General features: G+C 57.7%; 22 protein-coding genes. 8 read left to right on the top strand and 14 right to left on the bottom strand.

Annotated elements, in window-relative coordinates; genetic code table 11:
• Positions 1–9: 9 nt before the first annotated feature.
• Positions 10–3141, top strand: a complete 3132-nt coding sequence (gene putA / locus KZX42_RS11415; protein ID WP_045810021.1) for a bifunctional proline dehydrogenase/L-glutamate gamma-semialdehyde dehydrogenase PutA — start codon at positions 10–12, stop codon at positions 3139–3141.
• Here putA and KZX42_RS11410 read toward each other — a convergent pair.
• From KZX42_RS11410 to gmd, 4 genes are all read right to left on the bottom strand, one after another.
• Positions 3138–3872, bottom strand: coding sequence for a hypothetical protein (locus tag KZX42_RS11410; RefSeq protein ID WP_248119458.1), 735 nt, complete (start codon positions 3870–3872; stop codon positions 3138–3140). The two genes, putA and KZX42_RS11410, sit on opposite strands and share 4 nt — an antisense overlap.
• Position 3873: 1 nt before the next feature.
• Positions 3874–5412 (bottom strand): hypothetical protein, encoded by a 1539-nt coding sequence (locus tag KZX42_RS11405; protein ID WP_248119457.1) that lies wholly within the window; start codon positions 5410–5412, stop codon positions 3874–3876.
• A 99-nt stretch (positions 5413–5511) separates the two neighbouring features.
• The gene (locus KZX42_RS11400; protein WP_082064355.1) at positions 5512–6462 is read right to left on the bottom strand and encodes a GDP-L-fucose synthase; all 951 of its coding nucleotides are present in this window, start codon (positions 6460–6462) and stop codon (positions 5512–5514) included.
• Positions 6452–7525 carry a GDP-mannose 4,6-dehydratase gene (gmd, locus tag KZX42_RS11395; protein WP_045810050.1) on the bottom strand — a complete coding sequence of 358 codons (1074 nt, stop codon included), beginning with the start codon at positions 7523–7525 and terminating at the stop codon, positions 6452–6454. Before gmd ends, KZX42_RS11400 begins: the two co-directional genes overlap by 11 nt.
• A 150-nt stretch (positions 7526–7675) precedes the next feature.
• Here gmd and KZX42_RS11390 point away from each other — a divergent pair, with 150 nt between their 5' ends.
• The 4 genes from KZX42_RS11390 to KZX42_RS11375 are packed head-to-tail and all read left to right on the top strand — an operon-like array spanning position 7676 to position 11204.
• Positions 7676–8518 carry an ABC transporter permease gene (locus KZX42_RS11390; protein WP_197070980.1) on the top strand — a complete coding sequence of 281 codons (843 nt, stop codon included), beginning with the start codon at positions 7676–7678 and terminating at the stop codon, positions 8516–8518.
• A 23-nt stretch (positions 8519–8541) separates the two neighbouring features.
• Positions 8542–9705, top strand: coding sequence for a chain-length determining protein (locus KZX42_RS11385; protein WP_248119456.1), 1164 nt, complete (start codon positions 8542–8544; stop codon positions 9703–9705).
• Complete coding sequence (locus tag KZX42_RS11380; protein ID WP_082064354.1) at positions 9705–10382, top strand: ABC transporter ATP-binding protein; 678 nt, start codon at positions 9705–9707, stop codon at positions 10380–10382. Before KZX42_RS11385 ends, KZX42_RS11380 begins: the two co-directional genes overlap by 1 nt.
• A 6-nt stretch (positions 10383–10388) precedes the next feature.
• Positions 10389–11204, top strand: coding sequence for a hypothetical protein (locus tag KZX42_RS11375; protein WP_248119455.1), 816 nt, complete (start codon positions 10389–10391; stop codon positions 11202–11204).
• Between the two features lie 26 nt (positions 11205–11230).
• Here KZX42_RS11375 and KZX42_RS11370 read toward each other — a convergent pair whose 3' ends face one another.
• From KZX42_RS11370 to KZX42_RS11350, 5 genes are all read right to left on the bottom strand, one after another.
• A complete protein-coding gene (locus tag KZX42_RS11370; RefSeq protein WP_248119454.1) occupies positions 11231–13135 on the bottom strand; it encodes a tetratricopeptide repeat protein in 1905 nt (634 codons plus the stop codon).
• On the bottom strand, positions 13132–14670 hold the full coding sequence (locus KZX42_RS11365; RefSeq protein ID WP_248119453.1) for a glycosyltransferase: 1539 nt from the start codon (positions 14668–14670) through the stop codon (positions 13132–13134). Before KZX42_RS11365 ends, KZX42_RS11370 begins: the two co-directional genes overlap by 4 nt.
• Positions 14670–15752, bottom strand: coding sequence for a hypothetical protein (locus tag KZX42_RS11360; protein WP_248119452.1), 1083 nt, complete (start codon positions 15750–15752; stop codon positions 14670–14672). Before KZX42_RS11360 ends, KZX42_RS11365 begins: the two co-directional genes overlap by 1 nt.
• A gap of 137 nt (positions 15753–15889) precedes the next feature.
• The gene (locus tag KZX42_RS11355) at positions 15890–16741 is read right to left on the bottom strand and encodes an FkbM family methyltransferase (protein WP_197070979.1); all 852 of its coding nucleotides are present in this window, start codon (positions 16739–16741) and stop codon (positions 15890–15892) included.
• 105 nt (positions 16742–16846) lie between these two features.
• Positions 16847–18139: a glycosyltransferase family 1 protein gene (locus KZX42_RS11350; RefSeq protein WP_248119451.1), complete on the bottom strand. Its 1293-nt coding sequence runs from the start codon at positions 18137–18139 to the stop codon at positions 16847–16849.
• A 142-nt stretch (positions 18140–18281) separates the two neighbouring features.
• Between KZX42_RS11350 and argB the strand changes: the two genes are divergently transcribed.
• Genes argB through dapD form a run of 3 tightly spaced genes read left to right on the top strand, consistent with a single transcriptional unit; the run spans position 18282 to position 20748 of the window.
• Complete coding sequence (argB, locus tag KZX42_RS11345) at positions 18282–19211, top strand: acetylglutamate kinase (protein WP_045810017.1); 930 nt, start codon at positions 18282–18284, stop codon at positions 19209–19211.
• On the top strand, positions 19208–19882 hold the full coding sequence (locus KZX42_RS11340) for a pyrimidine 5'-nucleotidase (RefSeq protein WP_248119450.1): 675 nt from the start codon (positions 19208–19210) through the stop codon (positions 19880–19882). Before argB ends, KZX42_RS11340 begins: the two co-directional genes overlap by 4 nt.
• The gene (gene dapD, locus KZX42_RS11335) at positions 19879–20748 is read left to right on the top strand and encodes a 2,3,4,5-tetrahydropyridine-2,6-dicarboxylate N-succinyltransferase (RefSeq protein ID WP_248119449.1); all 870 of its coding nucleotides are present in this window, start codon (positions 19879–19881) and stop codon (positions 20746–20748) included. Before KZX42_RS11340 ends, dapD begins: the two co-directional genes overlap by 4 nt.
• Positions 20749–20810: 62 nt before the next feature.
• Here dapD and KZX42_RS11330 read toward each other — a convergent pair whose 3' ends face one another.
• The 5 genes from KZX42_RS11330 to KZX42_RS11310 form a co-directional block, all read right to left on the bottom strand.
• Complete coding sequence (locus tag KZX42_RS11330; RefSeq protein ID WP_248119448.1) at positions 20811–22148, bottom strand: ATP-binding protein; 1338 nt, start codon at positions 22146–22148, stop codon at positions 20811–20813.
• Positions 22149–22296: 148 nt separating this feature from the next.
• Positions 22297–24225, bottom strand: a complete 1929-nt coding sequence (gene thrS / locus KZX42_RS11325; protein ID WP_248119447.1) for a threonine--tRNA ligase — start codon at positions 24223–24225, stop codon at positions 22297–22299.
• A gap of 3 nt (positions 24226–24228) precedes the next feature.
• Entirely contained in the window at positions 24229–24459 is a 231-nt protein-coding gene (gene yidD / locus KZX42_RS11320; protein ID WP_248119446.1) for a membrane protein insertion efficiency factor YidD, read from the bottom strand.
• Between the two features lie 79 nt (positions 24460–24538).
• On the bottom strand, positions 24539–24994 hold the full coding sequence (locus tag KZX42_RS11315) for an iron-sulfur cluster assembly scaffold protein (RefSeq protein WP_248119445.1): 456 nt from the start codon (positions 24992–24994) through the stop codon (positions 24539–24541).
• A 72-nt stretch (positions 24995–25066) separates the two neighbouring features.
• Positions 25067–25726: an HAD-IA family hydrolase gene (locus tag KZX42_RS11310; protein WP_248119444.1), complete on the bottom strand. Its 660-nt coding sequence runs from the start codon at positions 25724–25726 to the stop codon at positions 25067–25069.
• Between the last annotated feature and the right edge of the window lie 14 nt (positions 25727–25740).

Here is a 25740-nt window from a genome sequence, read left to right as displayed (position 1 = left end):
TTGTCGCCTATGACCACGCCCGCCTTCCTGCCTTCGAGCCTGGCCGCCTGGGACGGTCTGGATACGCACAAGTTCCGTGACGAACGTGAGGCCGTCGCCGCCAATCTGGCGCGCATGCCGCTGGATGCGGTCGAACGGGCCGATGTGGTCGCCGAGGCGACGGCCCTTGTCGAACACGCCCGCCGCAGCCAGAAGAAGCAGGGGGTCGTCGAAAGCTTCCTGAAGCAATTCTCGCTGGGGACCCGCGAGGGTCTGGCCCTGATGTGTCTGGCCGAGGCCCTGCTGCGCGTGCCGGACGAGGACACCCGCGATCGCCTGATCGCCGAGAAGATCGGCTCGGCCGACTGGGCCGCCCACTTGGGTCAGTCCGACAGCCTGTTCGTCAACGCCTCGACCTGGGGTCTGATGCTGACCGGCAAGCTGGTCGATGTGGATGACGAGGCGCGCAGCGACCTGCCCGGCTTCCTGAAGCGGATCGCCGGCCGACTGGGCGAGCCGGTCATCCGCCAGGCCGTGGCCACCGCCGTCAAGATCATGGGCGAGCAGTTCGTCGTCGGCCGCACCATCCAGAGCGCGCTGAAGCGATCGAACAAGGAAGGCTGGCTGTGCAGCTTCGACATGCTGGGCGAAGGCGCCCGGACCATGGCCGACGCCGACCGCTATGAGAAGATCTATGCCGACGCCATCGAGGCGGTGGGCAAGACATCCAAGGGCCAGGGACCGGAGCACGGCCACGGCGTGTCGGTGAAACTGTCGGCCCTGTCGCCCCGCTATGAGGCGACGCATGAGGATGACGTCTGGGCGACCCTGTATCCCCGCATCCTGCGTCTGGCCCAGATCGCGGCGAAATACGACATCAACTATACGATGGACGCCGAGGAGGCGGACCGTCTGGCCCTGTCGCTGAAACTGCTGGACCGGCTGGCGCACGAACCGTCGCTGGGCGGCTGGACGGGGCTCGGTCTTGCGGTTCAGGCCTATCAGAAGCGCGGTCGGGAGACGATCGAGCGGGTCGCCGACCTCGCCCGGCGCTCCGGCCGTCGTCTGATGGTGCGCCTGGTCAAGGGCGCCTATTGGGACACCGAGATCAAGCGCGCCCAAGTGTTCGGCCGCACCGACTATCCCGTCTATACGACCAAGGCGGCGACCGATCTGAACTACCTCGTCTGCGCCAAGGCCATGATCGAGGCCGCGCCGGCCATCTATTCCCAGTTCGCCAGTCACAACGCCCATACGCTGGCGGCCGTGCGGCGTATGGCGCGTGATCACGGCGTCACGGTCGAGCACCAGCGGCTGCACGGCATGGGCGAGGCGCTGTACGACGCCGCTCACGAAGCCTGGGCCGACGAAACCGTCATCGTCCGCGCCTATGCCCCCGTTGGCGGGCACGAAGAGTTGCTGCCCTATCTGGTGCGGCGTCTGCTTGAAAACGGCGCCAACTCCTCCTTCGTCCACGCCCTGCTGGACGAGCGCGTGCCTGCCGCGGCCGTCGCGGCCGATCCCATTTCCCTGGTCGAGCAGGCGCCCGACCGTCACCCCAAGATTCCGGTTCCGAAAGACATGTACGGCGATCGTCAGAACTCCCTCGGCCGCGATTATTCTCAGGCCGCCGACCGTGAAGCCCACGCCAAAGCGCTGGAAGGGGTCGACCGCGAGAAGTTGACCAGCGGGCCGATCATCAGCGGCAAGCTGCGCGCCGGCCTCAACGCTCAGGACGTGACCAATCCCTTCGATCGATCACAGGTGCTGGGCCATGTCTCGGAAGCCGAGGCGGCTGACATCGACGCCGCCGCCCAAGCCGCCGCCGAGGCTCAGGTCAAATGGGACCGCCAAGGCGGCGCCAAGCGCGCCATCGTCCTGCGCGCCATGGCCGATGCGCTGGAGGCCGATCTGGATCGGTTGGTCGCCCTGCTCAGCCGCGAGGCGGGCAAGACCCTGAACGATGGCGTCGCCGAGGTGCGCGAGGCCGCCGACTTCTGCCGCTATTACGCCCTACTGGCCGAGCGCGACTTCACCGCCCCGGAAACGCTGAAGGGCCCGACCGGCGAGACCAACCAGCTGTTCCTGCACGGACGGGGCGTCTTCGCCTGCATCTCGCCGTGGAACTTCCCCCTGGCCATCTTCACCGGTCAGATCGCTGCGGCTCTGGCCGCCGGCAACGCAGTTCTGGCCAAGCCTGCCGAACAGACGCCGCTGATCGCCGCCGAGGCCGTCCGCCTCTACCACAAGGCCGGCCTGAACCCTGACCTGTTGGCCCTGGTCCCTGGGCGTGGCGAGACGGTCGGCGCGGCCCTGGTCACCCATCCGGGCATCGATGGCGTCGCCTTCACCGGCGGCACCGACACGGCCGCCGCCATCAATCGCTCCATCGCCGCCCGGCCGGGCGCCATTATCCCCTTCATCGCGGAGACGGGCGGACTGAACGGCATGTTCATCGACACGACGGCGCTGAAGGAGCAGGTCATCGACGACGTGATCCAGTCGGCCTTTGGCTCCGCTGGTCAGCGCTGCTCGGCCCTACGCGTCCTCTATGTGCCCAAGGATTCGGCCGACGCCTTGATCGAGGGCCTGAAGGGCGCTCTGGCGGTCCAGACCGTCGCCGACCCCGGCGACCCCAAGACCGACATCGGCCCCGTTATCGACCCCGAATCCCGCCGGGCCCTCGAAGCCCACGTCGAGCGCCTGTCGAAGGAAGCCAAAGTCATCGCCCGCGCCGCCCTGCCGATGGGCGCCGAAAAGGGCGACCTGTTCGCCCCTACCATCGCCGAAATCCCCACGCCCGACTTCCTGGAGCGTGAGGTCTTCGGCCCCATCCTGCACATCTACCGCTACGCCCCGTCCGACCTGAAGTCGGTCGCCGGCAAGCTCGCCGCGCGCGGCTACGGCCTGACCCTGGGCGTCCACAGCCGCATCGAAGCCTTCGCCGCCGAAGTCGTCGACCTGGTTCCCGCCGGCAACGTCTACGTCAACCGCTCGATCACCGGCGCGGTCGTCGGCGTGCAGCCGTTCGGCGGCGAAGGGCTGTCAGGCACGGGCCCCAAGGCGGGGGGACCTAACAGCCTGATCCGATACGCGGCCGAAAAGGCGATCAGCGTGAACATCGCCGCGCAGGGCGGAGATCCGGCGTTGCTGAGCCTTTAGCTTTCAAAACGCGCACCTAATTTTATCATTGCTGCCACCTCAGGCGCGTACTCAGGTTCCTGATGTCCATGCTTGCTAATCGCCCACTGCGCGAGTTGGAAATCAAACTCGTCATCAATGTCCCAGGCCTCCAACCCATCCAAAGGCCAGAGCTGCATGTCCGAAGAGTAGAGACAGTAGCCCTGTCTCTCATACGCAGCTATAACTTCGGCTTTATTTAGAAAAATAAATATAAAGTTTATGAGCGCTATGGGTTCAAGTTCTTGGGTTCTTGGGCTTTTTCTATGCGAGGAAAAATTTAAAGGCGCGCCCCTGAACAGGGCATGCCTTCGAATTTGGTTAGACGAAAATAAACTCCGTCTTGTCTTTATAAAGTGCTGTGCTGCGGCGTCTATGGAAGAGCTTTTTAAAAATGGAGCTGTCGGATTTACTATCAGAATATTATCTGCCATAGAATTAATGGCATAATTATATATTATATCGTCTGTAGAGGTGTCCGAACTGGCGAGATTTGGGTCTCTTATATAGACGTTGGACTCGTAACGCGTGGCCACATCTGCTATAATGGCACTTTCTGTGTTAACGCAGAAAGACGATATGTTTTTGACCTGCTTAAGGGTTCGTATCGTATGCGCTATTAAAGGGCGATCACCTAGAATTCGGAGATTCTTTGCTGGCACTCTTAAGCTGCCTAACCTTGCCGGGATATAGCAATCGATAGAGTTTTTCATTTCAATTATGGCCCCTATCAAAAGAAATACTACGTCGCTGGAATGCGCGTGCAAATCCTTGTCGGTCGCAAGTGTCGAATGCTTCTGCCAGGGACTGTGTAATGTCGTCGATTTCGAATGCTGTCGATGCGCAATGATGCAGCGCGTTGGCCCAGATGTCATGAGCTGTCTGATGGGGATCAAATGATCCTAGCAAGGACGAGTGGGGGGCTGCCCAATACCTGTCAAACGAAACATAACTTTTTGCCTCATACGAGTCGATCATTGGCTGCGGATTGAAAAGAAAATCTTCTAGGTAGGAGAAATATTCTTCCGGAGATTGTGAATAAGTGATGGAGCCGACGTGATCAAAATAAGCTCTTCCCGCCAGAAGCATTCTCAGACCAAGTGCAGAGAACTCAAGAGCCGGGGTGCCTCTAACAGTTATTCCGAGCTTGCACTCCCTTACGATCAACTCGGCAGGAACAGGCGAGCGAACGAAAACAATATTTTTTGAATCTTGGTATTTATCTGACAATCGATCTATAGCCGCAGTGAGATCAAAGAATCCGTCTAAAGGATGAATTTTTACAAAAAGATTGTAGTCAGACCGTTTTCTTGCGTGATCGAGTGTCTGTTCGAGCCAATGCAGATGATCGACAAATGCCGACTTATCAGCACTGGGTTGGTCGGTGAATGTGTGGGTAAACAAGCACGCGGTAGGTAGGCCGTTATTAAAAGGCCATTCAAAACTGTGATGGTCGCTCGGATGTTCGACCCAGCGCCAGTTTTTTGAAACAGAGTTATTCAGGGAATGTCGTATGTCCAAACTTTTCCGAGGCAATGAAAATCTATGTCTATAATCATAGTAAGCCTTTTTATCGGCCTTTCGTAGTAATCCATTTAATGTCTCGTTTCGATCCATTTCACCCAAGACATATATAGGTGTTCTGACATCGCATCTATAGTAAATAGATTTTCCGCCCGCTGCCATACAGCGCTGCATAGCTAAGCCCCAAGGTGAATAGTCTATATGGCCCGATACGAAGGCCTCCGGCGGATTGTTTTCAAAAAGCTCTCTGAACCACGCACCTAATAATTCTACTTCCTCGAACGTCGAGTGTAAGGCTGGACATCTCAAAAGGGTGGGCAATAGATGAGAGCGCATGAAAGTATCTTGCACTATTCTTCCAAGCTGGAATCCATCATTGTCAGATATTTGCTGAATTTCTTCGATTTTATCGCTGAGCATTCTGGCGGAAAGATAGTCTGGGGCTGCATGATGATCGGCCAAGCATGCACCTTCCCTTGTGTCTACAAGATCGTAAGTAGGCGCAAAGATAACACGCGTAACACCAAAAGACGCCGCTAGTTCTATATCGAGCTCTGCCGGATCCAAATATGCTGATCGCTTTACAACGCCTGGATTACCGCCAATACCAACTAGGTCGCAGCCGGTAATGATTGCGGCTGCTCGTCCAATGTATAGAGACCTAAGAAGGTAGCCTAGGTTATTGTGCATCAAGTCAACATACACAAATCGCTTTTCCCGGCGCTCCATGTATAGGTCTGAGATTTCCTTGTTGATTGCCAAAAAGCGTTGTCTTGCTGGGCTCTCCACGGCAGTTCGAGTCCCTTTCTTGATGAGAGGGTGCGAGTGCTAGAGTTCGTCGGTCGAGGCGAATTTCTCGTACACGGCTGTGATACCCGCTTCCAAAGTTACGCTCGGAGTCCACCCGGCTTGCCTAAGCTTGTCCCCGCTCATAAGTTTTCGCATCGTACCGTCTGGCTTGGTCTTATCCGTGTGGATTTCTCCGGTGAAGCCGACGACCTTGCAGACTAACCGTGCGAGGTCGATGATCGCGATATCTTCTCCTGATCCGACGTTGACGTGCTCGAAATCCGAGTATTGCCGCATTAAAAATACGCAAGCGTCTGCGCAGTCGTCGGCGTGCAGAAACTCTCGACGCGGCGTGCCCGTACCCCATATCGTGATGTGATCCTCGCCTGCCGCCTTTGCCTCATGCGCCTTTCGAATCAGTGCCGGCAGCACATGGCTGGTGTTCAGGTCGAAGTTGTCGCCAGGCCCATACAGATTCGTGGGCATGGCGCTGATGAAGTCGCAACCATGCTGTTTGCGATAGGCTTGGGCCAGTTTGACGCCGGCGATCTTGGCAATCGCATACCATTCATTGGTCTGTTCCAACGGGCCAGTCAGCAGGGCATTTTCGGGGATCGGCTGGGGAGCCAGTTTCGGATAGATGCAGCTGGAGCCTAGGAACAGCAGCTTGCCAACGTTGTTCCGGTACGCCGCTTCGGTGACGTTCGCCGCGATCATCACGTTGTCGTAGAGGAAGTCGGCCGGATAGGTGTCGTTGGCCAGGATGCCACCGACCTTGGCCGCCGCCATGAAGATGGCGTCCGGCTTCTTGTCTGCCACGAACACATTGACCTCGGCCGGGTTCTTCAGATCCACCTCGGCGCGAGTCGCCGTGATGATCTCGCAGTTCTCGCTTGCCAGACGGCGCACGATGGCTGAGCCGACCATGCCGCGATGGCCGGCGACCCAGACCCGCTTGCCGGCGAGCGGAAAGATGATCTCACTCGCCATTGCCGCGCTGCTCCCGCGCCACGACGATCAGATCGGCGGCGACCATCTCGGCGCACAAGGCTTCCCACTCGGTTTCGTGGGTCCAGCCCAGCTTGGCCTTGGCTTTGGCAGGGTTGCCGATCAGCAGATCAACTTCAGTTGGGCGGAAGTAGCGCGGATCGATCTCGACATAGACACGGCCAGTGTTGCTACAGATACCCTTCTCGTTCACACCCTCGCCTTCCCAGCGCAACACCACATCAATCTGGCTGAATGCGTGAGTGACGAAGTCGCGGATGACCGTGGTCTCACCGGTGGCCAAGACATAGTCGTCCGGCTTGTCCTGCTGCAGCATCAACCACATGCCACGCACATACTCGCGTGCATGGCCCCAGTCGCGCTTGGCGTCGATGTTGCCGAGGTACAGGGTGTCCTGTAAGCCGTGCTTGATGGCGGCGACCGCGCGCGTGATCTTGCGCGTCACGAAGGTCTCGCCGCGAAGCGGGCTCTCGTGGTTGAATAGGATGCCGTTCGACGCGTGCATGCCATAGGCCTCTCGGTAATTCACCACGATCCAATAGGCGTACATCTTGGCCACGGCGTACGGGCTGCGAGGGTAGAAGGGCGTTGTCTCTGACTGGGGGACTTCCTGGACCAAACCATAAAGCTCTGACGTTGAGGCTTGGTAGAACTTCGTCTTTTTCTCGAGGCCGAGAATGCGGATCGCTTCTAAAATTCGCAGGGTGCCAATACCGTCAGCATTGGCGGTGTACTCGGGCGCTTCGAAAGAAACCTGGACGTGGCTCATAGCGGCGAGATTATAAATCTCGTCGGGCTGGGTTTCCTGGACAATACGAATGAGGTTGGTGGAGTCCGTCAGGTCACCGTAATGCAGGACGAAACGCGGATCCTTCTCGTGAGGATCTTGGTAGAGATGCTCGATCCGGCCTGTGTTGAATGATGACGATCGCCGCTTCAAGCCGTGGACGATATAGCCTTTTGCTAGAAGCAGCTCCGACAGGTATGCGCCGTCTTGCCCCGTAACGCCCGTGATGAGAGCGACCTTACCATTCAGTTGAACCATTTTGTTCTCGAACATGCTGTGCGCCGCAAGGGACGCGCTTACGCTGCTAGATAGCTGGCCTTCCTACTCGACGCGAGGCTGTTTTTCGCCTTGCCTGGGCAATCAGTCCAACTTCGCTCAACAAGTGTTTTATGACCGGGCATATGGTGTATGCAGGCGCATCGCAGGAAACCATCTCAAGGCAAGCTTTTGGCGCGCGTGATCATATCAATCCGCGAACTCGGCGGCAGGATCGCCGGGCAGGTGCGAATTACCAGGGCGCTCATGATGCGCGAGATGGTCACCCGGTATGGGCGAGAGGGCTTGGGTTTTCTGTGGGTCATTGGTGAACCTCTGCTTTTCTGTCTCGGTGTGATCGCCATGTGGAGTGTGCTCAAGCCGCCCTATGAGCACGGCGTAAGGGTGGGGGCTTTCGTCATGACGGGGTATATGTGCCTGCTACTTCTGCGGCATTTTATACAGCACAGCTTGGGGGCCATTCAGGCAAATGTCGGTCTTCTCCATCATCGACAGGTGAGAATCATACATGTGTATGCTGCAAGAGCTATGGTGGAATTCATGGGAACGACAGCAGCCTTCCTGGCTGTTTTCATCATTTTGTTTGCGATGGGACAGGTTTCGTTGCCTAAAATGCCTCTTCTTCTATACTGGGGATGGTTGTCGTTAGCTTGGCTTTCGTTTGGCTTAGCCATTTTGCTCAGCGCCCTTGCTGTGAGATTCGAAGTTGTCGAGCGAGTGACGCAGTTATTTACCTATATGCTCATACCGCTATCAGGAGCATTTTTTACTGTGTCGATCGTCCCGCCAGCATATCGAGAAGCGTTCTTACTTGTGCCCATGCCTAATGCGGTGGAAATGGTGCGCGCCGGATTTTTCGGAGAATTTTTTGAAGCGTACTACCATCCCTTTTACCCGGCCCTCTGCGGGACGATTCTTCTTTTCGCCGGTCTCCTCGTGCTTGCGACTGCCCTAAAGTACGTTGACGTGGAATAGGAGCGGGAAATTTATTCCCCTTGATGACAATGTCTGAAGCAAAATTAACTTTCCTGGGACCTGTTTCGGGTCAAGCGCTTGGCCAAAAGCGAAAGAGTTGGCGTGAACGCATTTCATGGCCATTCATGTTTGTCGTCGTTGTGCCTACCTTTGCGGCAGCAATTTATTATGCCTCCTTGGCGACACCACGTTACGTGTCGGAGGCTCGGTTTATTGTTCGCGCTCAAACACAGCAAACGCCGTCGCCTTTAGGTGTTGCTCTGCAGGGCGTCGGTCTTGGAACCGCCCAGACCGACGCCTTTGCTGTGCATGAGTACATTAAGTCACGCGACGCGCTGAAAGACCTTCAGCGCAGATATGATATTCGCGCCATGTTGAGCCAAACAGGAGTCGATCCGTTTTCTGGTGTTCGACGCCCATGGGAGGGAAATAGCCGTGAAGCCCTCTACAAGGGGTTTCAGCGGTTTGTTGTAGTCGGCCATGACTCGACGAATGGCATGAGCACACTGCGCGTCGAAGCGTTTAGCCCGCAAGACGCCACGACCATCGCTAACGGTTTGTTGGACGGAGGGGAAAATCTTGTAAACCGATTGAACCGACGTGCTACGGAAACGGCCGTCGTAGAGGCTGAAGCGGCCGTCAAGGACGCTCAGGAAGATGTCGTTCAAGTTCAGGCTGAGCTAACGCGCTTTCGCACTAACCAACGATTCATCGATCCAGCGAACGTCGCCACCGAGACCTCCGAGGTGCTGGGCGGGCTCCTTCTAAATCAAGCGGAGCTTTCGGCGGAAAAGCAGCAGCTCGAGTCCCAAGCCCCCCAAAGTCCGCAGCTCGCTTCGCTGAATGCCCGACTCCGGGCTATTGAAGGGCAAATCGAAGCGCAGCGCCAGCGGATCGCAGGGACCACCAATTCTTTAGCGCCCCAGGTGGGTGACTATGAGCTTCTTGTTGGTAGGCGAGAGTTGGCTGCGCGAAACCTAGCCTCCGCCACAGCCACGCTTAACAGCGCGCGACAAGATGCCCGACGGCAGCAACTTTACCTAGAGCGTGTTGTCAGTCCCAGCCTAGCCGATAAGCCTACAGAGCCGAAGCGACTGCTGGCCGTTCTGACGGTCTTTGGCACTCTGCTATTAATTTATGGGGTAGCGTGGCTTATATGGACTGGTGTTAAGGAGCATCGCCAGTAATGACAGTTGAGGCATGTCAAAAAATTGGTCTCAAAGTCGAACAACTATCAAAAGTCTATCCCAGCGGATCGAAACAGGTGTTTTCTGATCTCAGCTTTGTGTTGGCGCATGAGGAACGTATTGCTATCCTGGGGCGAAACGGACAGGGTAAGTCTACACTGATTAAGATGTTGGGCGGGATTCTGCCGCCTACATCTGGCAAATTGACTTGGTCAATGTCTAGTTCTTGGCCGATTGGGTTTGGTGGAGGCTTTCAAGGCAGTTTATCCGGCCTAGACAATATTAGATTCATTTCTCGTATATACAGGAGGAACTTTGCCAATGTTCTGGCTCGGGTCGACGACTTCGCGGAACTGGGTAGAGCGCTACGTCAACCCGTTAAACATTATTCGTCCGGTATGAGAGCGAGGCTCGCATTTGGTCTTTCACTGGCAATCGAGTTCGACTGTTATTTAATAGATGAGTTGGTAGCTGTCGGGGACGCTCGATTTCAACAGAAATGTCAGGATGAGCTATTTGTCAAGCGCGGTAAACGGGCATTCATAATGGCATCACATGATATGAATCTAATCAGCAGTCTTTGTGAAAAAGCACTCGTCATTGAAAGTGGCAAAACAAGACTGTTTGAAGACATCGATGAAGGCGTGGACGTTTATAAGTGGTTACGGGCTGAGTAGGGTTACTTGACGGTGTCTGTCAATAAAAGGCCTGTATGTGTTGTGGTTCCAGGTCTTGCCCTCGAGGGCGACGTTGGCAGGGCGGCGCTGCTTGCAATGGCGCTCGAAAACGATGTGAAACTCTGTTTCCCGGAGTACGAAGACAACCGATCAGCGGACGTAATCGTAGTGGGATCTGCTGAGGCAGGAGTGCCTAGATCGCCAGCATCCTATGTTATCGTAAATCCCTCGCTTGGCGTCTTGTGTGATTCTGATCTGAACGAGCTTTCACGTATTCTCTCCGTGGCTTGCGACGGCCTCTCGCCTACGCAAACGGATACGGTGCCCGACTGTCCGTTGGGCGTGGCGGATCTGTTACAGACAGTGCTGTCGGAGCGCCCGCGACCTGACCATCCGCTTCTCGATTTTCTCGCTAGCGGACCAGCAAAGGTGGCCGATTCAATACATCTTCCACTGGAAATGTTCGCTATAGATGCGCGCCATTCTGATCGTGAAAAATCGCTTGGACGAGTCGGCCTAGCAGGGCGCGCTAGATACTTGATTTATGGGGCCTATCACTGGCTGCCGCGAGGGACATGGACGGCAACAATTATATTCTCGGTAGATCGCGAGGCTGCCACTCAACATTTTCGTATTGAGTGGGGCTTGGTGAATGATTTTGTCAGCCACAGCTTCTGCCTTTCAGGCGAAGGAAAATACAGCATCTCGATCAATGCGACTCTAGCAGTTGCCGCGCAAATTGAGCTGAGGTTTATTCTGGCGAACAGCAGCCTCGGTGGTGAAATGGAGGTTTTTGACATCATACTCCAAAGATCGGCGTAATCGTTTGGTGAATTGAAGGTGAATCGTCAGGCTGTTAGCTCAGCGAGTTGCCGTGCAACGGACCTAATTTTTGGGTGTTGTCCTCTTGAGATTTGATCCAAGAAGTAATTCCACTCATCTGCACGGCTTGCTGGATGTAGATAGATTGCTAAGAGTTTAGATGCCTTTTCTTCTGTTTCTTGCTCGCCACAAACAGTAATCTGCTGAGAGCGCTGCCCCCTGACTATATTTACCTGCAGCCAGCTCAAGCTACCATTTCGCAAAGATCGCTCAACTAATGTGGGATTACTACCCACACGGACGAAGACTTTGTCCGTTGCACACGGTGCGACAATTAGCAACCTCGCGATGATGTCTTCTTGTCCTGAGATAATGCCTAATTTAATAGGTGTATTCGTCAGTGACAGACCGTCCTTCTTCAAAAATCCTAGGCTTCTGGGATCTATAGATATCCTGGCGTCGATGTCATGGATGAAGCGGAAATCATGTCCTTCAAATAGACATAAGCGGTGTTCGGCTGTCCCATCATGGGTTCGCACCTTCCACTTCTGCAAAATATCGATACTACCGTTGCGATTGACGATCGGTACAGAACTACGCTTAAACTTGCGACTCTCACAGAGAGCGGCAAACCTACTAAGTTGACGGGCGATTTCTGGTATGTCGTTCGTCGCCAATCGCATGTCGGCACGGAATGCTATTCCCCCTAAACCCTGTCGGGCGGACAATGCGAGTGGCAACCCTTGGCTCGCAACGAGTAAGCCACATAGCCTTGTTTCAGGATCTGATCCGGTCAGCAATACGCCAGCCACTCGAAGCTCTTCGCCTAAATCGGTGAGCGTCGTCGAGAAAGCAAATAGTGACCTCATTTCCGGGCTCAACAATGCGAGAGCCGCGTTCACGTTTGTCATCGCTTGCGAATCTGCAGGCCCGAAAACTAGTATCGGCCCATCCGAATCGACAGACCTTTGGCTAAACGGAGCCATAGGAATGGAAACGACTTGATCTGGAATTGATCGCATGGTGTCCCGAGCGTCATAATCCGCCAAACCTAGAAATGTGATCGCACCGGACGCCACTTCGTTCATAAAGTAGAAGTAGTGCGCCGATGCGTCGTCAGCCCCGGCGGATCGACTGTTCTTAGTAGCGGTATGCGGCAAATCCACTAAACCAGCGAGGATCGGAATGTCTCTCGACCTTGCTTCATGAAGCGCGGCTTCCATATGATCCGGTCGATGAAAGGACCCGGGGCCTGCTACGATTATGGCACCGTAGCTTTCCGGGAATTCAAATGCGAGACCACTAAGGTCGTACCAGAGGCCATCGCGCCAGAGAACGACATCGACGAGTTCATGTTGCGACTTTAACGAAGCCGTGATGGCCAGCGCGACTTCTTGACCGTAATCGAGAGCGCCAGTCAAATCTAGCAGAAGCTTTCCGGGCCCTATGGCTCGATCTTTATAGCGGGGCATTTTTCGCGCACGCGCAAACTCGCGTCTAGCTTGCTCCAACGCCGTGACGCTCGAACCCAAACTTACGGCTTCATCAAAGGCGTAGGAGCTGTTTGGGGAAAGGGCAGCCGAATGTTCGTAACTCTCCCGCGCCTCGTCAAATCTGCCTTGAATCTTTAGAATGTGACCCAATTGAAGCCAAGTATCAGCGTTCGAATCATCCAATAAAAGTGCCTGTCTATAAGCGCTCTCGGCTTCGATTGTTCGCAATTCGATCTTGTGAGCGTGACCCAACTGAACCCAAATCGCCGCCAAAGATGGATCAAGGGCCACGGCCGTCAGGTAGTGCTCACGCGCTCGTGCCCAGTCCCCCTGGTCACGTGCTAGATCGCCGCGACGTGCATGTTCGCGAGGCGTAACGACTGAAGGAAGAAGAGCTTTCTGAGCGCGTCGATAAAGTCTAGCAATAAGTCGTTTCATGAAAGCAAAATCTCGTCGAGCCCCAAAGAAACCAAATGGTCGTCGGCGACGCCTTGACAGACTATCGTCGCCTGAAGCCGAAGTAGGTTGGAGCCTCGTTGAACATGCAGTGGTAGGTCAAACCAGACCTCCGAAGATCCTGACGGTATATCCTTAATACCCAGGGTCCAGCCGTTCAGTGTCACGATAAGCGACTGATTATTGATTTCGGCCGGAACTACAACACCAAGCTTCAGGCTGCTGATCGAGTTCGCAAGAGGGTCCGTCCGAAACCGAAGCTCACAGCTATGCCCCGTTATCCATGCGGTTCCTCCGGCATACTCTAGTCGGCCAGTGGCCACATATGGCTTGATGCGCCCACCTGCAACCGGTACTCGCGAGGTTTCAAGCCAAGGGGCATCATGCAGCTCCTGACCTGCTATCTCGTGAGCCGTTGCGTGGCTACTTCCAAAAGGAAGGTAATCTTTTATCCTATGTCCCGACATAGTGGCGATGAGGTCGGCGTGGTTCAGCATAAACGCTGTATATGCTGTAATGCCGCTGTAATAAGATGTCGAAAGTGCGCGCGAAAAGTCAGATATACTTGGCAGATTGACTTCTTCTGGCGCTTCACAATTGTCTACAATCTCAAGGATTTCGAGAGCTTGCAGTTCCCAATTTTGCCTGCCAATCACCGCTGTCTCGTATGCTAATCGACCGAGAGATCGTGCTTCGTCGAGTGAGACGTTGACAGATTGAGAGCTATCCGGATTATAGAGAATACCATTTTGCCAATTTGCAATATACTCATTGTGCGTTGGTTCATCACACGCCACGACTAGCATCCCGCGGCTCATAGCCTCTAGCAAGGCCATACCTATGCCTTCCGCGCGACGTGGTGCGATGAAGACGTTCGCCTGCGATAAGGCAGCGTGATAATCTGCTGCCTTCGGGAACCAGCTTGTCTGGGTGACAGCACAAGACGAGTTGGAAGGCACCTTGTACGGTCTTGTATCTAGGTCAGGATCATCGGGCGCGTTATGAACATGGAGAGATTTTATCTGTCCGTCTAACAGTTTCATGACGGCAGGCGCGTTGATGCCGTGTTCAGGTCGCCGCTGCCAAAGAAATGCTTTAAGTCCGGATTCGAAAGTCGCGCGTTCGTTTTGTGCAACGACAGGTGTGAAGTAACGCGCAAGAAATGACTGATTCCCCAATCCTGCGATTCGGTGATGCAACGTGAAACTGAAGTTCACATAATGCGCCTTGGAGGACCAAATCCAATGTAGATCTGGCATTGCCGCAGATCCGTCATACATCGGAATTACTATTGTCGGAACGCCTATTGCTAAGAATACTGGCGCAATATAGTCCATCTGCCAAATCACAACGACGTCTGCGCTTCTAGCGCGTAGAATCGTTTCTTCGGCTATGTTAGATGGAGGGTTTATATGTACTATTGTTACATCAAAACGTCGCTTCAACAAATCAATAAAAAATTGACTAGATGCCGTCGAAGTATGGAACGCATGGTCCACGAACAGTAAGGTTTTCATCAAATTCTCAACCAGCTCTGAAATGCCGCGCTGTTATCCAGGTGAAATCGATGTCGAGCCTGCGCTGCGCGACCGGCAAGCACGGAACGTTTGGTGGACGCCATCTCAAATATGGCATCCACCATGGCGGGAATGTTATCCACAACAATGCCTAGGTTATAGTGACGCGCGATTCCAGCAAATGCCGTACCTTCCAAGGTGATAGCTGGTCGTCCGTGGAAAACTGATTCCATCAAGACGGCAGAGCCGCGGTAGCGGTACGTGACCGCATCATAAGGCAGCAGAACTGCATGACTGCGTTCATACGTTCGAAGCATTTCGTAAGATGAAATGGAGGATGCTTGCACTTCAACACCAGGCAAAGCGTAAAGCGATCGCGCTGCGGTCATGTGGTGCTTAAGGTCTGCCGCAGGCAAAATTTGAGTGATGAAACGGATTGTCATCTCCGGATCGCGCCGCCGGACGGCAGAGAAAATCTCTGGCAAGTGCATGAAGCCCTTGTCATGACGTGCTGAGCCGGCGCAGTAGAAGGTAAACGGGCCGTCCTCACGCATTGGGATGGGCTTTGACATTTCAGGGTAAGCTGTGACGGTTACGATTGACCCTAGCTTCTCGGCCAGTCTGTCAGCGTAGAGCGGGGTCTCGGCGCTGAAAGACATTTCAACGCCGTCGTTGATCGCAAGGCGAAGACGGCCAACCAGCTCCTCCAATGGGTCTCTGTATGAGTGAGAAGCGTTTTCCATGACGCCAATGAACCGCAATAGAAGGCGTGGACGACGCTCTTTAGGCCATGCCCTCAATGCATTCAGAAGGCCGATGCACCCGTAAAAGTCGAGATGCGGGTGGAAAATTGTATCGCGGGGCCCGATAGCGAATTCATTGAGCAAGGCGCTAGCATCGATTGTCGCTAATCTCTCTGCGTCGTCAATAAACCAACCTGCGTGAGAAGCTGGCTCGTTACTACTGTTGCGTATGCGGGGAAAATAATCTTCGTAGTAAAAATGGAAAAAAGGCGTAAACTCATTCGCCTCTGCGATTTTGCTAGGAAGCTCCCTGCAGCATAGGGCGACAACATCAGACATATCCGATCTGAAAAAATCGCGAAAATATCCCATTGCTGGCACGTTGTGGCCGAAGGGCAGTACGCACATCGGGTCGCAAACAAAGACTCTAGGACGCCGGCTTTGGGGAGGGGGGCGTTTTCTTGCCATTTTTGCCTCTAGTATCTGTAGGGGAAGAGCAGGGTGCTACTTATCGAGTTCTTTGCTTGATTGTAAACGTGAGAAGCGTCTGGCGGAAACGAGAATATATCCACGTAGTGGGTTCGCACCATGCCGACCTGATGCTGCAAGTGGATCCAAGCTTGAACGTTTTCGAGAATTTCCGGCTGCGTTTTGTCCATAAACATCATTGGTAGTCCATAGTTATCAAATACAATGGAGGACCAGTCGCGATCCTTCAGATCTTGCAATATAGACGTCCACAAGTCCGGCCTTCCTAGGGACCGGGTCAAAATATAGTCGCATTCGAAGTGAATAGCGAAATCAGGGCCGCTGTCCAAAAGATCGCGCACAATCAGCGCGTCCATCCCGTCCGTATCTGTCTTTACAAGCGCGATATCGCCATCACCTATATTCCTTGCGTAGCGCAGAAGATTTGAGGTGGTTATTGATTGAAGCTCCTGCCCATCGTCAAAAACTAAGCGTCCTGTGCCCCGGTCTTCGATAAATGACGCTGAAAGCGAAGTACTATTATTGGGGGAAACAAATCTGTCTACAATATGAATATGATCGCTATCAATAATTTTTGCGTTGTGGTGAAGATGATCTAGGAAATTTTGTCCACCTTCTACACAGACAATAGGATTTGCTGCGTGTGTCCGAATGTACGCTGCTGTGTCCCCTACGTTGGCTCCAATATCTATAATTGCTGCGTTAGGTTTCCAATCAGATAGTGATTTTATTATCCACGAATATGATCGATCGTACAGTGCATGGCTTCTGTGTATTTCAGGGAGTTTATGATCGTCAGGAAAAGATAGAAAGAAATTGCCGCAAGGGTGTAGGCGCATGGGAACATCACACATAAATGTTAAGTTGATCATATTCTGTAATTGAGGTGGTGCTAGGCCTCAATAATGTACGACAACAAGTGCTATACAGTTACAAATCCAATATTATTGTAGATTATCATATAATAGGCGAAGTCGTTCTTCGTATTCTTCAGCCGAGAATTTGCCGGCTTGAATTTTGCCCCTAGCTACCAAGCTTTCAGCTAGACCGTCGTCGATATCTAATGACTGAATACCCTTGGTTATGGCGCCCACGTCGTATGGATCGACGGTCAGCGCTGCTCCGCCGGCAATTTCAGGAAGTGACCCGGCCGTCGATGTCAGCACGGCTGTATTCAAGAGCATTGATTCAAGAACAGGTAGTCCGAATCCCTCATAAAGGGACGGAAATATAGTGGCGCGTGCTCCGCGTATCAAACTTAAAAGCATTGAGTATGACATGTATTCATAACGTCGAATACGATCAGCGCTTGGTCCACCGTCTCGTTTAACTTGTTCTAGTAGGGCGGTCTCGCCCTCCGCTAGCCAAGCGCGACCGCCAACTATAATGAGTGGCTTTTTAACACCAGAAGAAAGATAGGCTTCAATGATACGCCCGACGTTTTTCTTTGGCTCAATGGCGCCAAAATAGAGGAAATAATCTTTCCATCCAAGGCCGAATACTCCTTCAAGCTCCAGTGCTACCTCCGTTTCAGCACGACTGCGCAGCGCTAGAGGAATAGTCACTGCCTGATAGGTGTTGGTCACCCTTTCTTCTGGCACACCTAACAACCGGATGACATCTTGACGCGTAGTCTCGGAAACAACAACGATATGATCTGCCTTCTTGGCTATATAGTTGCAAAGCCTGCGGTAGACGGACTTGTTCTCGGTCGTGCTGTGGGGTAACCGTAGTGGTATCAGGTCGTGTATTGTGTAAACGTTCAGAGCATTGGTGGCGTGGAGTGGCAAGGTGGCCGTCCAATGCATGATGTCTGGTTTGGGTGCGCCGTCAAACGTGACGGGCGTTGCGGTGCCGTAGACTTGTAAACCACGCTGAGCATAATGGAACAAGTTTTGAGCCGCCCAGAAAGTTTTGGCATCTGGGCGACCGCCTGATCGGCTGGGCCAAATGACCTCTCCGCTTGGCAAGACAGGGATTGCTTTGCGTCCGAACCGCGTCGAGATCGTATCGATGTATCGGCGACTTTTGCGAACTTTCGCAGATGTATTCAACGAATCTGCAAGCACGACTTCGTTAAGCACGTTGTCTGTGCTGATGGTATTTGGCGGTCCATACAGGACTTGTCCGTTGATTCCGAGCGAACTCAATGATGTCAGGAGATTCCTGCCATATGTGGCGATACCTGTGCCATTGGGCAGGGCTAAGTTATGGCCGTCGATGCAAACTGTTCTCATGTCGAATGACCTAGCGCCTTTCGAAACCCATTAGAATGGAGTGTCACATAATTCTACAGTCGGAATTGAGGAAGCAGATGCCAAGAGAGATTGGCAATGATGGCGTGACACCGCCCCCATCCCCCGCTATCTCGCGCGCGTGATGAACGAAACAGAGCGCCAGTCGGAAGAACGCAGCTGGGAGACGGCGAAGACGCTCGCCGAGGCCTTGCCGTATATTCAGGTGTATGACCGCGAGACCGTGGTCATCAAGTATGGCGGCCACGCTATGGGCGAGAGTGCCGTGGCGCGTCAGTTCGCGGCCGACGTCGTGCTGCTGAAGCTGATGGGGGTCAACCCGGTCGTGGTCCACGGGGGCGGGCCGCAGATCAGCGCCATGCTGGACAAGGCCGGGGTGAAGTCCAGCTTCGTCGATGGGCTGCGGGTTACCGATCCGGCGACGATGGAAGTCGCCGAGATGGTGCTGTCGGGCGCAGTGAACAAGGAGATCGCGCACTGGATCACCATGGCCGGCAAGGAGGCGGACGTGCGCGGCGTCGGCTTGTCGGGCAAGGACGCCGGTTTGCTGACCGTCGAGAAGACGCGCCGCACCAAGCGCGACCCCGACAGCATGATCGAGCACGAGGTCGACCTGGGCTATGTCGGCGAGCCGACCAAGGTGGATCCCAAGCTGATCGCCGGCCTCATCGCGTCAGAGACCGAAGACTGGGTGCCGGTTATCGCCCCGATCGGCGTGGCCGAGGACGGACAAACCTACAACGTCAACGCCGACACGGTGGCGGGCGCCGTGGCGGGCTCGCTGAACGCCAAGCGGATGCTGCTGCTGACGGACGTGCCGGGGGTCAAGGGCGCGGACGGCGACATCATCCGTCAGATGACGCTGGAAGAAGCGCAAAACCTGATCGACACGGGCGTCGCCACCGGCGGCATGATCCCCAAGCTGGAGACCGCCATGGCCGCCGTTCGCGCCGGCGTCGAGGCGGTGGTCATTCTGGACGGCCGTCGCCCGCACGCCATGCTGGTGGAGTTGTTCACCGAGTTCGGCGCGGGCACCCTGGTGAAGGCGTCTTGATCGACCCCCATTCCACATCCCTTGGGCATGTGCGCGCCTGGGTGTTCGACATGGACGACACCCTGTATCCGCGCGAGCAGGGGCTGATGCGGTTGGTGCAGGCGCGGATCAACGCCTTCGTGGTCGAGGCGGTCGGGCTGGCCCCGGACGAGGCGGCGGTGATGCAGCGCCAGTTTCTGGACGAACACGGCACGACCTTGGCCGGACTGATGACCAACTATGCGGTGGATACCGACCGCTTCCTGCGCGAGGTGCATGATGTGCCGCTGGATTCGGTGGAGCCGAACCCGCGCCTGGCCGAACGGTTGCGGGCTCTGCCGGGTCAGTGTTTCGTTTTCACCAACGGCGCACGCGATTATGCGCACCGGGTGCTGGACCGGATCGGGATCTCCGACTGTTTCGCCGGCGTCTTCGCCATCGAGGACGGCGACCTGACGCCCAAGCCCAATCCCGCGACCTTCCGGCGGATGCTGGAACGGTTCAGCATCGACCCGCACCGGTCCGCCTTCTTTGAGGACACGCCAAAGAACCTGGAGCCGGCCAAGGCGATGGGCATGGCGACGGTCCTGATCGGGGACGGTCATGGCAAACCGATCGGGCCGCATATCGACCATGTGGCGCCCGACCTTCTCGACTTCTTCTCCGACCTGACTTTCAAGGACGCCGCATGACCGACCTGTCGCATCTCGAATCCGTCGTCGAGGCCGCCTGGGAACAGCGCGCCGAGGTGTCCGCCGCCACGCACGGAGAGGTGCGCGACGCGGTGGAAACCGCCCTGGCCCTGTTGGACTCCGGCCAGGCCCGCGTCGCCTCGCGCGGCGAGGACGGCGTCTGGACCACGCATCAATGGTTGAAGAAAGCGGTGCTGCTGTCCTTCCGCCTGAACGACAACCAGATCATGCGGGCGGGCGCGCCATCCGTCATGCCGCTGTCGGTGGATCATCCCGTCGCCGTCGGTCCCTTCTGGGACAAGGTGCCCAACAAGTTCGGCGACTGGACCGCATCGGATTATCAGTCGGCCGGCTTCCGCTCGGTGCCCGGCGCCATCGTCCGGCACGGGGCGCATATCGCCAGGAACGTGGTGCTGATGCCGTCGTTCGTGAACATCGGCGCCTTTGTCGACGAGGGCTCAATGGTGGATGCCTGGGCCACGGTCGGCTCCTGCGCCCAGATCGGCAAGAATGTGCACCTGTCGGGCGGCGCCGGCATCGGCGGCGTGCTTGAGCCGTTGCAGGCCAATCCGACCATCATCGAGGATGGCTGTTTCATCGGCGCCCGCGCCGAGGTCGCCGAGGGCGTGATCGTGCGCGAAGGCGCGGTCCTGGCCATGGGCGTCTATCTGTCCGGCTCGACCAAGATTGTTGACCGCGCCACGGGCGAAGTCTTCCGCGGCGAAGTGCCGGCCTATTCGGTCGTGGTGCCGGGTTCGCTGCCGGATGCGAACGGCGGCCCGTCGTTGTACTGCGCCGTCATCGTCAAGCGGGTGGACGCCCAGACGCGGGTCAAGACGGGCGTCAACGAACTGCTGCGCGACTAGGCCTTGATCGGTTGAGGAGGAAACGCTGCGCGATTCCGCTGAGGCCGTGAATCAGGCTCCAGTCAGGCTGCGACGCGCACCGCCTCAACCCGGGGCGTGTCGAAGGTCGCGTGAAGGGTGAAGGTCGATCCTTCGCCGGGGGTCGACGTCACCGTGATCTCGCCGTCCATCAGGGCGGCCAGACGCTGGCAGATGCTGAGACCCAGGCCGGTGCCGCCGAACTTGCGGGTGGACGACCCATCCACCTGAGAGAAGGGCTGGAACAGGCGCGTCAGATCGTCGGCGGCGATGCCGATGCCCGAGTCGGCCACACCAAGCCGCAAGGTCGTGCGGCCCTCGCCTGCAGGCTCGCAGTCGATCGTCAGGCGAACCTCGCCCTGCGGCGTGAACTTGATGGCGTTGGCCAGCAGATTGTGCGTCACCTGGGCCAGACGCAGGGGATCCATTCGCAGCAGCGGCGGCAGCGTACCGCGGAGTTCGGTCGTGAAGGTCAGGCCGCGCGCTTCGGCCTGGGCCTTGAACGGACCCGTCAGCCGGGCGGCGAGGGTCTCGGCTTCGACATCGATGAAGTCCAGTTCCATCTTGCCGGACTCGATCTTGGTGATGTCGAGGATGTCGTTCAGCAGCACCATAAGCCCTTCGCCGGAGTCGCGGATGACCCCGACGAATTCTTTCTGGCGGTCGCTGAGCTCGGACATCTGCAACAGTTGCGCGGCGCCCAGCACCCCGTTCATCGGCGTGCGCAGTTCATGCGAGATGACGCCCAAGAAGTTGGACTTGGCGGCGCTGGCGGCGGTCGCATTGTCGCGGGCGATTTCGAGTTCGGCGATCAACTCGGCCTGGCGCCGGTTTACGGCCTCCAGATCGCTGTCCTTCATCTGGGTGATCGCCACCTTGATCACCAAGGCCAGCGCCAGAACCGGGATCATGCTGAGCACCACCCAGAAGCCTGGCGTGCCACAAAGTCTCGCAAGCAGCAGCACCACGACCAGCGAATAAGGGGCCGATGCGATCAGGGCCTCGCGCGGCGCGGCGCGCATCTGGGTGAAGACCAGAACATAGCCCGCCATGAGAAGGGCGACGCCCAGCGGCACGCCATAGGCCCCGCCGTAGAGGAAGGCGAGCAGAGGGGCCGCCGACCAGGCGATGCAGGAAATGGTGGCAGCCGTCAGCTTGATGCGGCCATGCAGCCCCTGATCCCGCATCACCAACACCCGTTCGGTGAAGGTTCGCAGCAGGCCCGAGGCGGTCGCGATTGCAAACCACAACACTGCGGTCGCCAGGTTAGTGACGGTGAACAAGGCGATCGCCCAACTGGCGATGATCAGATACCGCATATGACCGTGTGCGATCAGATGCTGCAGCAATGAGCGGCCAGGGTGCGTCTGGTGCGTCGTCATCGTCGGATCTCGCAAGGCTAGGACGCAGCCTTGCACCGTCTCAGCTAAGATACGATGAACGTTGGATTTTCTTCATCGATGTGTTCGGTGTCGAACACAAGGTCCGTGTCCGGGGTGTTGGAGGCGGCCGTCAGCCGCCTTCAACTCATCAACCGGCGCGCTTCAGATCGGGCGGGGTCGCTTCGTCGGTCAGGATGCGAATGGCCTCTTCGACCGAGACCAGGGTCTGAGCCTGGGATCCCAGGCGGCGGATGGCGACCATGCCGTCTTCCGCCTCCTTGCGGCCGACGACGGCGATGACCGGCACCTTGCCGACCGAGTGTTCGCGGACCTTATAGCCGACCTTTTCGTTGCGCAGGTCGATCTCGGTGCGCAGGCCGGCGGCCTTGAAGCGGGCCATCACGTCGCGGGCGTAATCGTCGGCGTCCGAGGTGATGGTGGCCACCACGGCCTGCACGGGCGCGAGCCACAGCGGGAAGGCGCCGGCGTAGTTCTCGATCATGATGCCGATGAACCGCTCGAACGAGCCCAGGATCGCCCGGTGCAGCATGACTGGCCGGTGCTTCTGACCGTCCTCGGCGATGTAGGTGGCGTTCAGGCGTTCGGGCAGGACGTAGTCCAGCTGGATCGTGCCGCAGGTCCACTCGCGGCCGATGGCGTCCTTGACGATGAAGTCCAGCTTGGGCGCGTAGAAGGCGCCGTCGCCCTCGGTGACGACCGGCTCGGTGCCGGCGGCGCGGGCGGCCTCGGCCATCAGGGTCTCGGCCTTGTCCCAGAACTCGTCCGTGCCGGCGCGGTTTTCGGGGCGGGTGCCCAGGCTGATGTAGGCGGTCTCCATGCCCAGGTCGGCGTGGACGCTGCGGGCCAGCTTGATGAACTCGGCCGTCTCTTCGACGATCTGGTCCTCGCGGCAGAAGATGTGGGCGTCGTCCTGGGTGAAGCCGCGCACGCGCATCAGGCCGTGCAGCGATCCCGACGGTTCATAGCGGTGGCAGGCGCCGAACTCGGCCATGCGCAGCGGCAGTTCGCGGTAAGACCGCTGGCCCTGATCGAAGATCTGGACGTGGCCTGGGCAGTTCATCGGCTTGAGCGACAGCTCCTCGCCCTCGACCGTCTCGCAGACGAACATGTTCGGACGATACTTGTCCCAGTGGCCGCTCTGTTCCCAGAACTTGCGATCCAGCACTTGGGGCGTCTTGACCTCGACATAGCCGGCGGCGTCCAGGCGGCGGCGCATATAGGCTTCCAGCACGCGCCACAGGACCCAGCCCTTGGGGTGCCAGAAGACCATGCCTCGGCCCTCTTCCTGCATATGGAAGAGCTCCATCGCCTTGCCGACCTTGCGGTGGTCGCGCTTTTCGGCCTCTTCCAGCCGCTGCAGGTGGGCGTCCAGATCCTCCTTGGTCGCCCAGGCGGTGCCGTAGATGCGCTGAAGCTGCTCGCGCTTCGAATCGCCGCGCCAATAGGCGCCGGCCAGCTTGGTCAGCTTGAACGCCTTGCCGACGTGGCGCGTCGACGGGAAGTGCGGACCCCGGCACAGGTCGATCCAGTCGCCCTGTTTGTACAGGGTGATGGTCTCGGTTCCCGGCAGGTCGCGGATCAGCTCGGCCTTGAACTTCTCGCCGCGCGCCTCGAAGAATTTGATGGCCTCGTCGCGCTCCCAGACTTCGCGCTCGAACTGGGCGTCGCGGTCGACAATCTTCGCCATTTGCTTTTCGATGGCGGCGAAGTCGTCGGTCGAGAAGGGCTCTTCGCGGTAGAAGTCGTAGTAGAAGCCGTCCTCGATCGCCGGGCCGATCGTGACCTGAGTTCCGGGGAACAGGGTCTGGACCGCTTCGGCCAGGACGTGGGCCGCATCATGCCGGATGGTGTAAAGCGCGGCGGGGTCGTCGCGCATGATCAGGCGGAAGTCGCCGCCCGTCTCCAGCACCCGGCAGATGTCGCGCTGTTCGCCGTTTAGCTCTGCCAGCACGGCCTTCTTGGCCAGCGACGGAGAGATGGAGGTCGCGACGTCGCGCGCCGTGGAGCCGGCCGGGTATTGGCGCACCGCGCCGTCGGGGAATTTCAGGTCGATCATGTGTCAGTCTTTAACTGGCGGGACCGGGTCGTATCCCGATCCCCCGAAGGGATGGCATTTACAGAGGCGGCGCACGGTGAGCCATCCCCCCCGCACCGGTCCATGCCGGATAAGGGCGTCGCGCCCATAGTCCGAACAGGTCGGCAGAAACCGGCACTGCTGGCCGATCAGGGGGGACAGCGTCAGCTTGTAGCCCCGATGGGCCGCGCGCACGCCGCGTTCATAGAGAGACATTCGTCCCTTCGCCGGGGGCTGATGAGGGTTCACCGCGCTTATCCCCTGTCACAGAAGGGGGATCAACCGGTCGTGCCCGTCAGGCCGCGCCGGCGAGGCGAGTTCGGGCGGCCAGCGCCGCGTTCATGGCCTCCAGCGTCGCCTCCAGCGACACCAGGGTCGAGGCGTGGCGGGCGGGATAGTCGGCGACCTGTTTCAGCAGGCGCAGATCCTCGAACCGACCGACGGGGCCGTCGCCGCCAGACTTCAGCATGGCGACCATGGCGTCGCGCGCATCCCGGATGTCTTGGACGGCTGCGCCCATGACGTGCTGGCCCAGCACCCCGGCGGCGGCCTGACCCAGGGCGCAGGCCTTCACGTCCTGGGCGAAGCCGGCGACGCGGGCCTGATCGTCCAGCGTCACATCCACCGTCGCCCGCGACCCGCACAGCTTGGCTGTCCGTTCACCGGTGCCGTCCGGCTGAGGCAGCCGGCCGGCGTGCGGCAGGTTCGCCGCCAACGTCAGGATACGGGCGCTGTAGAGATCGTCGATCATGGGGCGAAGATAGGCTGTTCGCCGCCGCTGCGAAACCTCTCCCTCCCGGATGCATGGAGAGAGAATGGCCGCCTAGATTTTTACAGTCAGGGCGCCGTCCGCGCCGACCTCGAGCGTCACGTCCGCATAGTCGACCAGCTTCGGGTGATCCGTCTCCAGCGGGTGGGTCCAGGCGGCGGTGACGACGACCACGTCGGCGCCAGCCGCTTCGCCGGCCTGGACGCCCGCCTCGGCGTCCTCGAACACCAGGCAGTCGGCGATGTCGAAGCCCAGGGTGACGGCGGCCTTCAGATAGCCGGCGGGGTCGGGCTTGCCGCGTTCGACGTCCTCGGCGGTGATCAGGACGGCGGGCGGCGTGACGCCGGCGGCCTTCAGCCGGGCGCGGGCGAGCGGGACCGAGGCGGATGTCACCACGGCCCAGCGGTCGGGCGGCAGGCGTGCGATGAAATCGATGGCGCCGGGAATGGGCGCCACGCCCTCGACATCCTCGATCTCGCCGCGCTCCACCCAGGCGACCTCGGCGTTCAGGTCGATGTCGGGCAGGTTCTGGCGCCGGATGGTGTCGACGGCCCGCACGCCGTGCATGACGGACAGCAAAGCCGCCGCGTCCAGACCGTGCCGCTCCGCCCAGCGGGTCCAGACCCTTTCGGCGGCGGCGGTCGAGGTGATCAACGTGCCGTCCATGTCGAACAGGAAGGCCTGATAGGCGCGGGACGCGGGGAGGAAAGTCATGGCCTCATCCACCA

Source organism: Brevundimonas sp. EYE_349 (assembly GCF_023147505.1).
GTDB lineage: Bacteria > Pseudomonadota > Alphaproteobacteria > Caulobacterales > Caulobacteraceae > Brevundimonas.
Note: the sequence above shows the minus strand (reverse complement) of the source record. Positions and strands in the feature narration are given on the sequence as shown.